At 61.3% G+C, this 13,009-nt stretch carries 9 protein-coding genes; 3 read left to right on the forward strand and 6 right to left on the reverse strand.

All coding sequences use genetic code 11. The features are described from left to right. Positions 1 to 324: 324 nt before the first annotated feature. Positions 325 to 1,785, forward strand: a complete 1,461-nt coding sequence (pyk, locus tag ACTM86_RS04055; RefSeq protein WP_427719104.1) for a pyruvate kinase — start codon at positions 325 to 327, stop codon at positions 1,783 to 1,785. Between the two features lie 421 nt (positions 1,786 to 2,206). Beyond that, positions 2,207 to 3,280 carry a hypothetical protein gene (locus ACTM86_RS04060; protein WP_441015625.1) on the forward strand — a complete coding sequence of 358 codons (1,074 nt, stop codon included), beginning with the start codon at positions 2,207 to 2,209 and terminating at the stop codon, positions 3,278 to 3,280. On the opposite strand, the gene ACTM86_RS04065 is transcribed toward ACTM86_RS04060, so the two are convergent. The 6 genes from ACTM86_RS04065 to pheS form a co-directional block, all read right to left on the reverse strand. Next, positions 3,277 to 4,125: a hypothetical protein gene (locus ACTM86_RS04065; protein ID WP_427795218.1), complete on the reverse strand. Its 849-nt coding sequence runs from the start codon at positions 4,123 to 4,125 to the stop codon at positions 3,277 to 3,279. The genes ACTM86_RS04060 and ACTM86_RS04065 overlap by 4 nt on opposite strands. A 79-nt stretch (positions 4,126 to 4,204) precedes the next feature. Continuing rightward, positions 4,205 to 4,975 carry an energy-coupling factor ABC transporter ATP-binding protein gene (locus ACTM86_RS04070; protein WP_441015622.1) on the reverse strand — a complete coding sequence of 257 codons (771 nt, stop codon included), beginning with the start codon at positions 4,973 to 4,975 and terminating at the stop codon, positions 4,205 to 4,207. 44 nt (positions 4,976 to 5,019) lie between these two features. Further along, positions 5,020 to 5,856, reverse strand: coding sequence for an energy-coupling factor transporter transmembrane component T family protein (locus ACTM86_RS04075; protein ID WP_441015619.1), 837 nt, complete (start codon positions 5,854 to 5,856; stop codon positions 5,020 to 5,022). Further along, a complete protein-coding gene (cbiM, locus tag ACTM86_RS04080) occupies positions 5,834 to 6,919 on the reverse strand; it encodes a cobalt transporter CbiM (RefSeq protein WP_441015616.1) in 1,086 nt (361 codons plus the stop codon). Before cbiM ends, ACTM86_RS04075 begins: the two co-directional genes overlap by 23 nt. Before the next feature lie 246 nt (positions 6,920 to 7,165). After that, a complete protein-coding gene (gene pheT, locus ACTM86_RS04085; protein ID WP_441015614.1) occupies positions 7,166 to 9,619 on the reverse strand; it encodes a phenylalanine--tRNA ligase subunit beta in 2,454 nt (817 codons plus the stop codon). A gap of 181 nt (positions 9,620 to 9,800) precedes the next feature. Then, positions 9,801 to 10,877 (reverse strand): phenylalanine--tRNA ligase subunit alpha, encoded by a 1,077-nt coding sequence (pheS, locus tag ACTM86_RS04090; protein ID WP_154517607.1) that lies wholly within the window; start codon positions 10,875 to 10,877, stop codon positions 9,801 to 9,803. Between the two features lie 505 nt (positions 10,878 to 11,382). Here pheS and ACTM86_RS04095 point away from each other — a divergent pair. Continuing rightward, a complete protein-coding gene (locus ACTM86_RS04095; RefSeq protein ID WP_441015612.1) occupies positions 11,383 to 12,957 on the forward strand; it encodes a carboxypeptidase M32 in 1,575 nt (524 codons plus the stop codon). The last annotated feature ends 52 nt before the right edge of the window (positions 12,958 to 13,009 follow it).

The raw sequence follows: 13,009 nt of genomic DNA on the forward strand, positions 1-13,009 counted from the left end.
ATGGTACCCCAAAGCGACGCGTCTAGCCAAAACAATCCATTTGGAAATATGGTCCGTATGCAACGATGCGGACCGTGTGATGCTCAATACTGATAAAACGTTTTTTCTTAGGCGCGTCGCCAAACTAAAATATCACCCAGATAGCAGCGGTTAGAGCGGTTGGTAAAGTTTTTTCATATACCGTTTTTCCCGTAAAAAATGAACTTCTAATTCGGCATACGGTCGATTTTTTGGGGTATTCGGTCGGTATTTCGTTATAATCAACTCAGTTTTATTTCTTATGGTTTATCTATCAGCGCAAGACGATGTCAGATGGAGGTCTGAATGTACAAGCGCACTAAGATTGTATGCACCATGGGTCCCGCCTGCGATAGCGACGAGACCATCCGCGAGATGATCAAGGCGGGCATGAACGTCGCCCGTTTTAACTTCTCGCACGGCTCCTACGACGAGCACCACGGTCGCATCGAGCGCGTCCGTCGTATTTCCAAGGAGCTCGGTATGCCCGTCGGCATCCTGCTCGACACCAAGGGCCCCGAGGTCCGCACCGGTCTTCTGGTCGACGGCAAGAAGGTTGCCGTCAAGACCGGCGACAAGATCGTCGTCACCGCTCAGCCCACGTCCGAGGATTTCCACGGCACCGCTGAGCACATCTCCCTCGACTACCTGGCTCTGCCCTCCGAGGTCGAGAAGGGCTCCCTCATCCTGATCGATGACGGCCTGGTTGCTCTCGAGGTCGAGTCCGTCGACGGCCAGGACATGACCTGCGTCGTCAAGAACGACGGCCTGATCGGCGAGCGCAAGGGCGTCAACATGCCCAACGTCAACATCTCGCTGCCCGCCATCACCGAGCGCGATCGTCAGGACATCCTCTTTGGCCTGACCGAGAACATCGACTACATCGCCGCTTCCTTCATCCGTGACGGCGAGTCTGTCCGCGGCATCCGCGAGCTTTGCCGCGAAAACGGCGGCGAGCACGTGACGATTTTCCCGAAGATCGAGTGCGCCCTGGGCGTCGAGAACTTCGATGAGATCCTCGAGGCTTCCGACGGCATCATGGTCGCCCGTGGCGACCTGGGCATCGAGATCAAGCCCGAGCTCGTTCCGCACATCCAGAAGGAGATCATCGCCAAGTGCAACGCGGCCTACAAGCCCGTTATCACCGCTACGCAGATGCTCGACTCCATGCAGCAGAACCCGCGCCCGACGCGCGCCGAGGTTGCCGACGTTGCTAACGCCATTTACGACGGTACCGACGCCGTCATGCTGTCCGGCGAGTCCGCTGCCGGTAAGTACCCGGTCGAGGCCGTCAAGATGCAGGCCAGCATCGCTCTCGAGACCGAGAAGTACCTCCCGGCTCACGCTCCGCTCGAGGTTCCGACCGATGCTCACGGCACCCGCGTCGTCAACAACGTTGTGGGTATGTCCGCTGTGAACATGGCCACCACCGTTGGCGCCAAGTGCATCACCGTGCCGACGACCACCGGCCGTACCGCTCGCCTGATCTCGCACTTCCGTCCCAACATGCCGATCTGCGCGTTCTCCCGCCACGAGTGGGCCGTCCAGCAGATGATCATGTACTGGGGCGTTATCCCGCACAAGGCCGAGATTACCCAGGGCACCGTCAACGGCACGATCGTCAAGGCGATCGAGACCGCTAAGGAGCTCGGCTACGTCGAGGCCGGCGATTTGACCGTCGCTACCGCCGGCGATCCCCGTATGAGCGTCCAGCTTGAGGACAAGGTTTCCTCGACCAACGTCGCCTACGTCGCTCAGGTGCGCTAAATCGCACTTGCTAGCACGCTTGCATTGCAAAGGGCCCGGAAGGCTTTGCCTTCCGGGCCCTTTTTCTGTGCGCCGATGCCTACCGCACGGCATGACACGCACCCATTTCTTTACCAAAAGCGCGAAATCCGCCCTCCGAGGCCCAAAAAATAAAGCCCCAAGCGCTAAAAGTGTTCGCCCGGTGGCAAACCCACACCTCACACAGGGCTGATAAATCGTTTTAGCAAGGTCTAAATCGACCACGTTTTCGGAAGTGCGGGGAAAAATTGCCTACCCCGGAGCACAAGCCCTTTTATTTCAACAAAACCCCTGATAAAGTTGACTTAAATACCGCTTGTGGTTGACCTGTTTGTCTTTTTCCCCGCACTTCCGAAACCGATAGCTTTTCTAGCCCAAACTACGCTCAAACGATCGGATCGCTATGTCATTTCTTGCCTGCGGACCCACGGCTTTTCAGTACTATCGCATACCGCCCCAGATACTGGGACTCTATCCGGCAATCCTGCCGCCCGACCATGACCATCGCTTGGTGCATTACTCAAAACAACCAGTATTTAAAGACTTGCTCGGCACACCAGTCTGGAGATTCGTGGGCGAAAGAAAACAGCGCGCGAACGGAAAGCTATTTCATAGCCGTCTGCTAACCCAAGAGCCGCCTCCTGGGTCGTTTAGGCAGACTGAGCATGGATTTGATGTCACGTCGCCCGAGTTTACGCTGCTCAACCTTGCTACGCAGGTCTCACGCAACCAGTTACTCATGGCTTGCTACGAGATGTGCGGCTCCTTTGCAGTGTTCACGCCTTGTAAACGGGCGCAGCAGCAGCTCGATGAAGCAATTTCGCTTAAGCTCATTCCGCCCGACTGTGGTTGGAAACGTGTTGTCGACACCAAGGGCAATGACACCAACTTGTGGAAGCGCACGCCGCTTCTTTCCGCAGCGGATATCGCCGCGTTCGCCAAGCAGGCCGCAGGCCTGCGCGGCGTTAAACAACTGCGCTGGGCGGCCGAGCACATGACGGGACAGACCGCCTCGCCCTTCGAAGTACAGACCTCCATGCTTGTCTCGCTCCCCCGCAACGAGGGCGGCATGGGCATCAATATCGCAAACAACGTGCGCATCCCACTCAGCGACGCCGCGCGCTCACTGTATGACAAAACCTGCTGCTACGCCGATATCCTCATAGAGAGCAGCACCGACAGCATGGGCGTCATTCTGGAATGCCAAGGCCGCTCCGCCCATGACAGCGAAGCCGCGAGCCTCTCCGATGCCGAGCGCATCACCGCCCTCACAAGCATGGGCTATGACGCTATCCAGATAACCTATGATCAAATCAAGGACACGAAGAGCTTTAACTGCATCGCCGAGCTAATTCATAAAAAGGCGGGGCTCCCTTACGTTCCAAAATCTAAGCTGGAACTCACTGCCGCAGAAACCCTTCGGCGGGAGCTATTGGTCGATTGGGATGAACTGTTCACCGTTAAGCCGGTCAGCTAGCAGCTAGCGATCAGAGGGACTGCGGGGACGTCAGAAGCGGCAACGCGGGCGGCAAAACCCGCCTCGGTTAGCTCGACGACCTCGGTAAACGTTGCGTCAAAGAACTCTTCGGTCAGCAGACGGTACGGCGGATGATCCGGATCGCCGGGGTTTTCGCGCACAATCTCGTGCATAACGCCAATGGTCTTGAGCACATACTCTTGTGGAATCGAATACTGACCAAACTGGGCCGCCGCGGTATAGAGGCGATCGGTCGCACGCGGGATAGAAACGATGCCGAGCGTCTTGCCAAACCAGTCAAAGTCTCCCTGCTTCTTAATGCGGAACTCCTCGCACGGCTTGCCGCCGCGCGCCTCGAGATATTGGTTCACGCGCGTGTTCCACACGGTATCGGCCACCAGATGCGACCAAACGCCCAGCGTCAAATCGAGCAGCGACTGCGCCACGTCATCGGGCGCGAGCGAAAACTCGGCGGCGCCGGGGCCGTCAACCGGCTCGGCGTCTTTGTAGCGCTGCGGATAGTGCACCCGATTGAGCCTTTCACGCTCTTCGACAATCGAGGTCGCTGCAGCCGGCGCACCCGCCGGCGCACCTTTAAGCAACGGCGCCACATAGGTGTCCCAAAACTCATGCTCGCGTGGCTTAGGAATGGGCTCGGGCTTGGCAAAGTGCGTGATGCGATACGGGATGGGGTCGGCAATACCGGGAACCATGTACCCCACAAAAATGTCCGGAACCACGCTGCCAAACAAAAAGGCATTGCGGTCGCGCACGTTATCGGCAAGCGCGCCGGCACGCGCCAGAAGTCGTTCCGTCTGAGCGATATGAATATTCCAGCTTGGCATAGCTACCCCCGTAAAAACCCGGATAACTATACCATTCGCAGCAAGTCACGTGCGCGGCCGCAACCCCACTATGCGGCAACTATTCTGCTGCACCGTTTTCGGTTCCATATGATGGCACGGGAGCCTCGACCACGTGGTGATATCGATCGATATAAATCGCACGGGCCCCAAGACGTCGTACTAAATCCTGATGATGCGTGCTCATCAAGACCGTCTTACCGGCAGCAACATAAGCCAGTAGAAAGTTAACCACGATGTCGCAAGATTCCTCGTCAAGTCCGTTGGTAGGCTCGTCGAGCACCAGAATATCGGGGTTCATCGACACGACGGCAGCCAGCGCCACACGCTTCTTTTGCCCGCCCGAAAGCTGATAGGGCGAAGCATCGACCAGATCGGCAACCTGAAACAGCCCCATGGCATCACGGACGCGGCGCCCGAGCTCGTCCGCCGAAAGCCCCATTTGAGCCGGGCCAAACGCGACCTCCTCGCCGACCGTGGCGCAAAAGAGCTGTGCATCGGCGTTTTGGAACACGAAGCCCACGCGCTGATGGAACCGCTGGGCCATCGCGGAATCCTTGAGATATGCCGCATCGACCACATGTCCATCAAACAGGTACGTACCCGCATCCGCAAGCTCAAGGCCGTTGATAAGCCGCATGATCGTCGTCTTGCCGCAGCCGTTGGGTCCAAGCAGCGCAACCAGCTCACCGCGATTAACCTGCAGCGACACGCTATCGACCACCGTATGGCCCGCATAGGAAAACACCACGTCGCGAAACTCGATGAGCGGCGTGGCCTTGGCGCCGGCAGCACCGCTCGCACCCATCGCACCATTTGTATCGTTTGCCAAAACGTCGCCCTTCCCTGTTCACATCGACGGCTTGACCGCCCGCGCTACAGCACCGCGCACAACACGGCGAGCAGCACCACAACGGCCGCATAGACCGCGTCGCGCCAGCCAAAGCCGTTCCGTGCAGGCGCCGGATATGCGCCGGCAAAACCGCGGCAAAGCATAGCCTCGTCCATCGCGCGGCTGCATTCCATCGCCTTGATAAAGGTCATGCCCATGATACCCGCGATCGAATCGGTACGCGAAAATCCTGCAGGCGCACAGCCAACGCTGCGCAGCAAGACTGATTCGCACAGGTCGTGCGCCGTGCGTCCCAGCACCTCGATGTGTTTGAGCGCCATATCAAACGTAAAGATAACCTCGTCGGGCAGGTGCAGCATCTTAAGCGCCGCCGACATGCGACTCCAGGTAAGCGTCCACGAAACGCCCAGCACCAATGACACATTAACAAAGGTCTTGAGCGCAATCTTGAGCATGGCGCCCGTGGCAGAAGCACCCAGCAGCAGGGCAGGCAGCGCCAAAACCACGGCAAACCCCGCGGCAGCCAACGCCGGCACAAAGGTCGCGTGCAGCCCGCGTGCGGGGCGCACCGCAACGAGCACCAACGCGATCGCTGTCATCAGCATCAAGTACAGCGGGCTCTGCGTCAGGCATACGCACAGGACGCAGACGAACATCCCCACCAAACGCACTGGCGCCGAAACGGAAGAAAGGGCGCGGTCGATAATCGACCCGCCCTTATGCGCGCCGCCGCCTAGGCGAACCCGCTCAAGCAGGCTCGCCAGGTGCAGGACATTCTTTTGCATCACACGATGCCGAGCCCGCGGGGGCTCATAACGCTGCTCGGCCGCAAGCCAGCTAGGCAGCTCGACCGTCGCCATGGGCTCCGCTTTCCTTAACCGTCAGCGAGATCAGGCGAAAGGCGATGGTGAGTACCGCCACGCCAATCACGCCCGAGAGGATATACATGGCAGCCTGGCCGGCAAAGCCAAGGCCCTGCTCCTCGGAATAGGCCTGCAGATAATCGCCCGTGGGCAGGGCATCGGCAAAGGTCGGGGTATCGAGACCGACCGAAGTCTGCAGACTGTCGTCACCAGCCTCCTGAACGGCGGTCGCGGCGCCCTCAGCGTCCCACTCGCCCCATGCGTCACCGGTGGCCAGCAAGCCGAGCGGCGTGGCCACGACAAGCACGGCGACCAGGATGAGCGTGGGGACCAGCGAGGTCTTCTTGGCAGCAGCGCCCTCGGCAGCAAGCTGGCCATCGGCGGCCTCGGGCCCGACGATAACGCTCGGCGCCGTCTTCTTAATGAAACCGTAGATGGCGGCCGTCGCCACGCCCTCGACCACGCCGGCTACCAACATGTGCGGGATCATCATGGCCGGAATGGCAATAGAGAGCGGGAAGGGGCAGTACAGCGGAGCGCCCGAAGCGTTGGTAAAGAACATCGGCTGAATACCAAACTCGATCGCCGTGCACAGGGCCGCCAGGCACAGGCCGACCCAACCGCTTACGACGGCCGAAACCGAGGTGCCCCAGCTCTTGTCGTGCAAACGGCTGTTGAGCGCACGGAACACGATAGCGGCGGCAAACGGCAGCACGAAGGCCATGTTAAAGCAGTTGGCGCCAAAGGACAGGATGCCGCCGTCGCCAAACAGCAGCGCCTGCAGCGCCAGCGCGACCGAAACCGCGATGGCCGCGGCCTCCGGGCCCAGCAGCAGCGCGATGAGCGCGCCGCCGACGGCGTGACCCGTGGTACCGCCGGGCAGCGGCACGTTGAACATCATGAGCAAAAAGGAGAACGCGGCGCAGATACCCAGAAACGCCATGTGCTCGCGATCGAGCGTGGCGCGCACCTTTTTGATGCAGTGAACCCACACAGGGACCATCGCCACTGCCATGACGGCATCGGTCTGCGGGGACAGATAATTATCTGGAATGTGCATGTACGCCTCCCGGTTATCGGCGCACAGAATTACAACGCCGCTTAAATCACCTTGCCAGTGTTACGTATTGTCAGATTCGTAACACGCCACGGGCTATCATAGCAAAACGGCGCACTGCCGACAAAGCAGCACGCCGTTATGCAATGCGCGTGTCATATATGCAGGCTCAGCAGTGCCTTATACCGAGGATAGCAGTCACGTAAGGCTCGGCAGCAGCCACCGCTGACCCATACCCCAGTGCAGGACCTAGCCGCGGACCTCGCCGTTTACGCCCTTGCACACCTTGGTGACGATCTTCTGGTGCGCTTTTTCGACCTCTTCGCTGGTAAGCGTGTGGTCGTCGGAACGATACGTAAGCGCAAAGGCCATGGACTTCTTGCCCACGCCCACGCGGACCGGATCGCGGTAGACGTCGAACAGACGCACACCCTCGAGCAGCTTGCCGCCGGCGCTGGTAATGCGGCGCTCAAGGTCCTCGCAAGTCACGGAGTTGTCGACCACGATAGCAAGATCGTGCTCAACAGCCGGGTACTGCGAGAACTCGCGGTAGTTCTCCTGGTTGCGGGCGCCCTTGATCAGCTTGTCCAGGTCGAGCTCAAAGGCAACGACGACCTCGTCGATACCCATGGCCTCGCGCGCCTCGGGGTGGATCTCGCCGACCCAGCCCAGCACGGTGCCGCCAGACAGAACCTCGGCGGCACGGCCCGGCTGCAAGAAGGCATAGCCCTCGCCCTCGACGGGACGGAAGCGAACCTTCTCGATGCGCAGCTGGGCGAGCAGCTCCTCGACAATGCCCTTGCCAAAGAAGAAACGCAGCTTGCGGTACTTCATGTTCCAAGACTGCTCGCTCCACTGGCCCGAGAGCACGCCCGCCACGGACTTAGTCTCCTTGGGCAGGCTGGCGTTCTCGCGGCCGTGGAACAGGCTGCCGACCTCGTACAGGTGCACGTTGGGCGTGCCATGGGCCTCGTTATAGGCCACAGACTGCAGCAGGCCCGGCAGCAGCGAGCGGCGCATCTCGGTCTGCTCGGCCACCAGCGGGTTCATAAGTACCACGGGGCAGCCGCGGCCCTCGGTGGACATGCCGATCTTCTCCAGGTCGCCCGGGGCGGCAAAGCCAAAGGTCGTGGTCTCGTTGAGGCCGCAGGCGCGCAGGATCTCGCCGACCTTGCGGGTGAGCTTCTGCTCGCGGGTCAGGCCACCGATGTGGTTCTTGGCAGCCGGGATGGTCGCCGTCACGCGGCCCATGCCCCACAGGCGCAGGACCTCCTCGATCAGGTCGATCTCGCGCGGCAGGTCGGGGCGGAAACTCGGCGGGGTAACCATAAAGTCCTCGCCGTCGCGCTCGACGGTGCAGCCCAGGCGGGTGAGCGAGCGCTCGATAAAATCGGGCTCGATGTCGGCGCCGCAGATGGCGTGCACGCGGGCCAGGCGCAGCTTGATGCTGTCGATGGTCTTGGGCGCGGGGAACACATCCACGTAGCCGGGAGCGACCTCGCCGCCGGCGATCTCCTCGATGAGCGCGCAGGCGACATTGGCCACATCCACGCAGCCGGTCTCATCGACCTGGCGCTCAAAGCGGATGGAGGCGTCGGAGATCAACGACAGGTCGCGGCTGGTGTGCGAGGTACGGCCGGCGTCGAAGCAGGCGCTCTCGACCATCACGTCGACGGTGTCGTCCTCGATCTCGGAATCCATGCCGCCCATAACGCCGGCCAGCGCCACGGGGCGCTCGCCGTCGGTAATGAGGCCCATGCCGGCGTCGAGCGTGCGCTCCTCGCCGTCGAGGGTCGTGAACTTCTCGTCCTGCTGGGCGGCGCGAACCACCACGCGGCGATGACCATCGCGCTCGGCAAAGGTGTCCAGGTCAAAAGCGTGCAGCGGCTGACCGGTGAGCATCATCACGTAGTTGGTGATGTCGACGATGTTGTTGTGCGGACGCACGCCCAGGGCGTTAAGACGCTTGACCATCCAGTCGGGCGAGGGGCCGACCTTCACGTTGCGCACGATGCGGGCGACATAGCGGTCGCACAGGCCCTCGTCGGCGATCTCGACCGAAAGCTCGTCGTCGGTCGCGCGGCCGGTCTCCGCCTTGATGGCGGGCAGCTCAACGTGGAAATCGCGATCGAAAATGGCACCGGTCTCACGGGCCATGCCGATCATAGACAGGCAGTCGGGGCGGTTGGGCGTGATCTCGCAGTCGAGCACGGTATCACTCGAGCCCACATACTCGGCAAACGGCATGCCGCAGGGCGTATCCTCGGGCAGGATCATGATGCCGGAGTGGTCGCCACCCAGGCCGAGCTCGCGCGCGGAGCAGTTCATGCCCATGGACACGACGCCGCGAAGCTTGCTTTTCTTGATCTTGACGTCGCCGGGAAGCACGGCGCCGATCATTGCCGTGACGATGTGGTCGCCGGCCTCAAAGTTCTGCGCGCCGCAGACGATCTGCAGCGGGGCGGGGTTGCCGTCGGCGTCGAGGTTCTTGTCACCCACGTCGACCGAGCACACATACATATGGTCGCTATCGGGGTGCGGGGTCTTGGTGAGCACCTTGGCAGTCACCACGTGGTCGAAGGACTCGCCCACGGTGTCGATCGCCTCGACCTCGGTGCCGGTACGGATATATTCGTCCGAAAGGGTCTTGGGATCCTCCGGAATATCGATCATGGTCTTGAGCCAGTCGTAAGAAACGCGCATCTAACTGGTCTCCTTTCATCTGTAACGTCTGCAATAAACAGACGGAAAACTCCAGCTACGGAGACGGGTTTCCGAGGTGCCGCAGATTGCCCCGAAAGAGGAGCGCCGCGTACTTGGGTACGCAAGCGACGGTTTGAGGGGCAAGGTGCGGTGGCTCGGGAAGCCGCCGGGACAGGTCAACTTAAAACTGATTCAGGAAACGCATATCGCCTGTCATGAGCGTTCTGAGGTCGGGCAGGTCGTAGCGCAGGGCAGCGACGCGCTCGGCGCCAATGCCAAAGGCGAAGCCGGTGTACTTCTCGGGGTCGATGCCGCAGTTGATCAGGACGTTGGGGTCGACCATGCCGCAGCCCAAGATCTCGATCCAGCCGCTGTGCTTGCAGAAGTTGCAGCCCTTGCCGCCGCAGACGTGGCAGCTCACGTCCACCTCGCAGGAAGGCTCGGTGAAGGGGAAGAAATGCGGGCGGTAACGCGTCTTGCGGTCCTCGCCAAACATGCACTTAACAAAGTAGTCGAGCGTGCCCTTAAGATCGCCAAAGGTGATGCCCTCGTCGACGACCAGGCCCTCGATCTGGTTGAACTGCGGCAGGTGACAGGCGTCGGCCGTGTCGGGACGGTAGACGGTGCCCGGGCAGATCATGTAGATGGGCGGCTTCTGCGACTCCATGGTGTGAATCTGCACGCCCGAGGTCTGGGTGCGCAGCAGCACGTCGGACTCGCCGTGGGCATGCGCCTCGGGGTGCGCGACGCTGCCGGGGTTGTTGTCGACCACATAGAAGGTGTCGCGGGCCGAGCGGCTCGGGTGATCCATGGGGGCGTTGAGCGCGGTGAAGTTGTAGTAGGAGGTGTCGACCATGGGACCGGACTCGACGGTGTAGCCGATACCGCTAAAGATGTCCTCGGCCTCCTCGATAATCTGCTTGATCAGGTGCTGGTGGCCGATCTGCGGACGGATGCCCGGCAGCGTGATGTCGACGGCCTCGTGCTCCAGTGCGTGCTTGAGGGCGGCGGCCTTCATCTCGGTGGTGCGCTCGTCGAGCATACCCTCAATCAGCTGGCGCATCTCGTTGGCGCGCTTGCCCATCACGGGGCGATCCTCGGGGGCGAGCTTGCCCATCATGCGCATCAGGCCGGTAATACGACCCTTGCGGCCGAGCAGCTCAACGCGCGCAGCCTCGAGCTTGGCGGCGTCGTCGGCGCCTGCGACGAGCTCCTTGGCCTCTTCCTCGAGTTTGACCAGATCATCAATCAGACTCATGTCTTCCCTTTCGTCTCTCGCGTTCCCCGCTCGCCAGGACGACTGCCGCCGTCTGGCGTTGCAAAAACGCGGCCCGGTTCGGTAACAAAAAACCGTCCTCGGGCATGTGCATTGCCCAAGGACGGTTGAATTCCGCGGTACCACCTTGTTTGACCCGGCGGATGTCTGGCCCGCCGTGCCCACTCTGTGCCCCTTATCGCGAGGCTCACGGCTTCCCTACTGGGGCTTCGCCGCCGCTGGCCGCGCGCCCGTTGAGGTTGCTGCTCGGGAGTGAACGCTTGGCCCTTGCCACCGCAGGAAGGCTTGCAGCCCATGACCTTCCCTCTCTTGCCGGCGACGCGGCGGGCAAAACCCTCTCCGTCAACGCATTGGGCTATAGGATAACACATTCTGCGAGCATATCGCCGCGTTCCGTTTTGTTCGCACTGGGTACAAGGCAGATAGCTGTGCAAACTGGCCGCACGCCCACCCGTGGCGTCCGGTCTGCGAGATCAAGGATATGGGTATGGGAAAGAAACTCGATAAGAAGGCCAAGGCCGCCGTGGCCAAGGCCTCTAAGAACGCCAAGGCGGGCAAGGGCATCAAGAAGCTCCGCAAGCTCGAAGGCAAACTATGGACCCGCGAGTACCTGCTCAAGATTGCCGAGTTCGATGGCGCGACGATTGCCCCCGCCAACGGCGCTGCGGCCCGCGCCGATGCTATGGGCACCCTTGCCGGCGAACATCACAAGCTCCTGACCAGCAAAAAGTCCATCGAGCTTGTAGGCTCGCTGGCACACGAGACCGTCGCCGGCGGCAAGATCGACGACCCGCAGCTGCTCGACGAGATCCGTGTGCTCGGCCGCGACCAGCGCGAGGCAAGCGCCATTCCCACCGAAGAAGCCGAAGCCTGGACCAGGCTCACCTGCGAGGCCGACGCCGTGTGGCACAAGGCCAAGACGGCCAACGACTGGGCGAGCTTTGAGCCCTACGTGGATAGAATCGTCGCCCAGCTCAAGCATCAGGCCCAGCTCATGGACCCCAAGCGCGACCCATACGATGTTTGGCTCGACCAGTACGAACGCGGCCTTTCCGCCAAGAGCTTCGATGCGTTTTGTGACGAGGTCAAGGCCACCGTCGTGCCGCTCGTGCACGCCATCGGCGAGCGCGGACAGCAGCCTACTGCCGACTTTTTGCACGCCCGCGTGCCCGAGGCCGCCCAGCGCGCCATGAGCTTCGACCTGATGAAGCTCGTCGGCCTTAACCTGGACGACACCACGCTCGCCTTTACCGAGCACCCGTTTAGCGAGGGCTTCTCGGTGGGCGATGCGCGCATCGCCACGCACATCTACGAGGACGACTGCATCTCCAACGTCTATAGCATCATCCACGAGGCGGGGCACGCCATGTACGAGCTGGGCGTCAATCCCGCTTACGCGCGTACGTGTCTGGAGGGCGGCACCTCCATGGGCATTCACGAGAGCCAGAGCCGCTTTTTCGAGAACACCGTAGGCCGCAGTCGCGCTTTTATGGGCCCGCTGCTCGAAGTGCTGCGCCGTCACGCGCCCGAGGTCTACGGCAACGTGGACGAGGACACGCTCTACCACGCCGTGAACATCGCTCAGCCGTCGCTGATCCGTACCGAGGCAGACGAGCTCACCTACCCGCTGCATATTATGGTGCGCTACGAGATTGAGCGCATGCTGTTTGCCGGCGAGGCCACGGCCAAAGACATCCCCGCGCTTTGGAATCGCTTTATGGACGAGTACCTGGGTATTCCTGTTCCCGACGACACGCGCGGCTGCCTGCAGGATACGCACTGGAGCGGCGGCTCGTTTGGCTACTTCCCCACGTATGCGCTGGGCAGCGCCTACGATGCCATGTTTGTGCCGGCCATGTGCCGCGACGGTGTCGACCTTAACGGCGCCTGTGCGAGCGGCGACCTGACACCCGTCCGTGCTTGGCTGGGCGAGCACATTTGGCAGTGGGGCCGCGCCAAGGACGCGCCGGAGCTCATCAAGGGCGCGTGCGGTATGGCATTCGATGCCCGCTACTACTGCAGCTACCTGCAGGACAAGTTCACCACGCTGTACCAGCTGTAAGGATTGACCAGCACGCCATCGCCAACGCCAACCATGTTGACGTCGATGTCTT

This window comes from Collinsella sp. HCP3S3_E11, from assembly GCF_052067375.1.
Lineage (GTDB): Bacteria > Actinomycetota > Coriobacteriia > Coriobacteriales > Coriobacteriaceae > Collinsella.

What these genes read in the sequence shown, in the direction of transcription:
- pyk (WP_427719104.1), top strand. Translation starts at nt 325, where the DNA reads ATGTACAAGCGCACTAAGATTGTATGCACCATGGGTCCCGCCTGCGAT.
- ACTM86_RS04060 (WP_441015625.1), top strand. Translation starts at nt 2,207, where the DNA reads ATGTCATTTCTTGCCTGCGGACCCACGGCTTTTCAGTACTATCGCATA.
- ACTM86_RS04065 (WP_427795218.1), bottom strand. Translation starts at nt 4,125, where the DNA reads ATGCCAAGCTGGAATATTCATATCGCTCAGACGGAACGACTTCTGGCG.
- ACTM86_RS04075 (WP_441015619.1), bottom strand. Translation starts at nt 5,856, where the DNA reads ATGGCGACGGTCGAGCTGCCTAGCTGGCTTGCGGCCGAGCAGCGTTAT.
- cbiM (WP_441015616.1), bottom strand. Translation starts at nt 6,919, where the DNA reads ATGCACATTCCAGATAATTATCTGTCCCCGCAGACCGATGCCGTCATG.
- pheT (WP_441015614.1), bottom strand. Translation starts at nt 9,619, where the DNA reads ATGCGCGTTTCTTACGACTGGCTCAAGACCATGATCGATATTCCGGAG.
- pheS (WP_154517607.1), bottom strand. Translation starts at nt 10,877, where the DNA reads ATGAGTCTGATTGATGATCTGGTCAAACTCGAGGAAGAGGCCAAGGAG.
- ACTM86_RS04095 (WP_441015612.1), top strand. Translation starts at nt 11,383, where the DNA reads ATGGGAAAGAAACTCGATAAGAAGGCCAAGGCCGCCGTGGCCAAGGCC.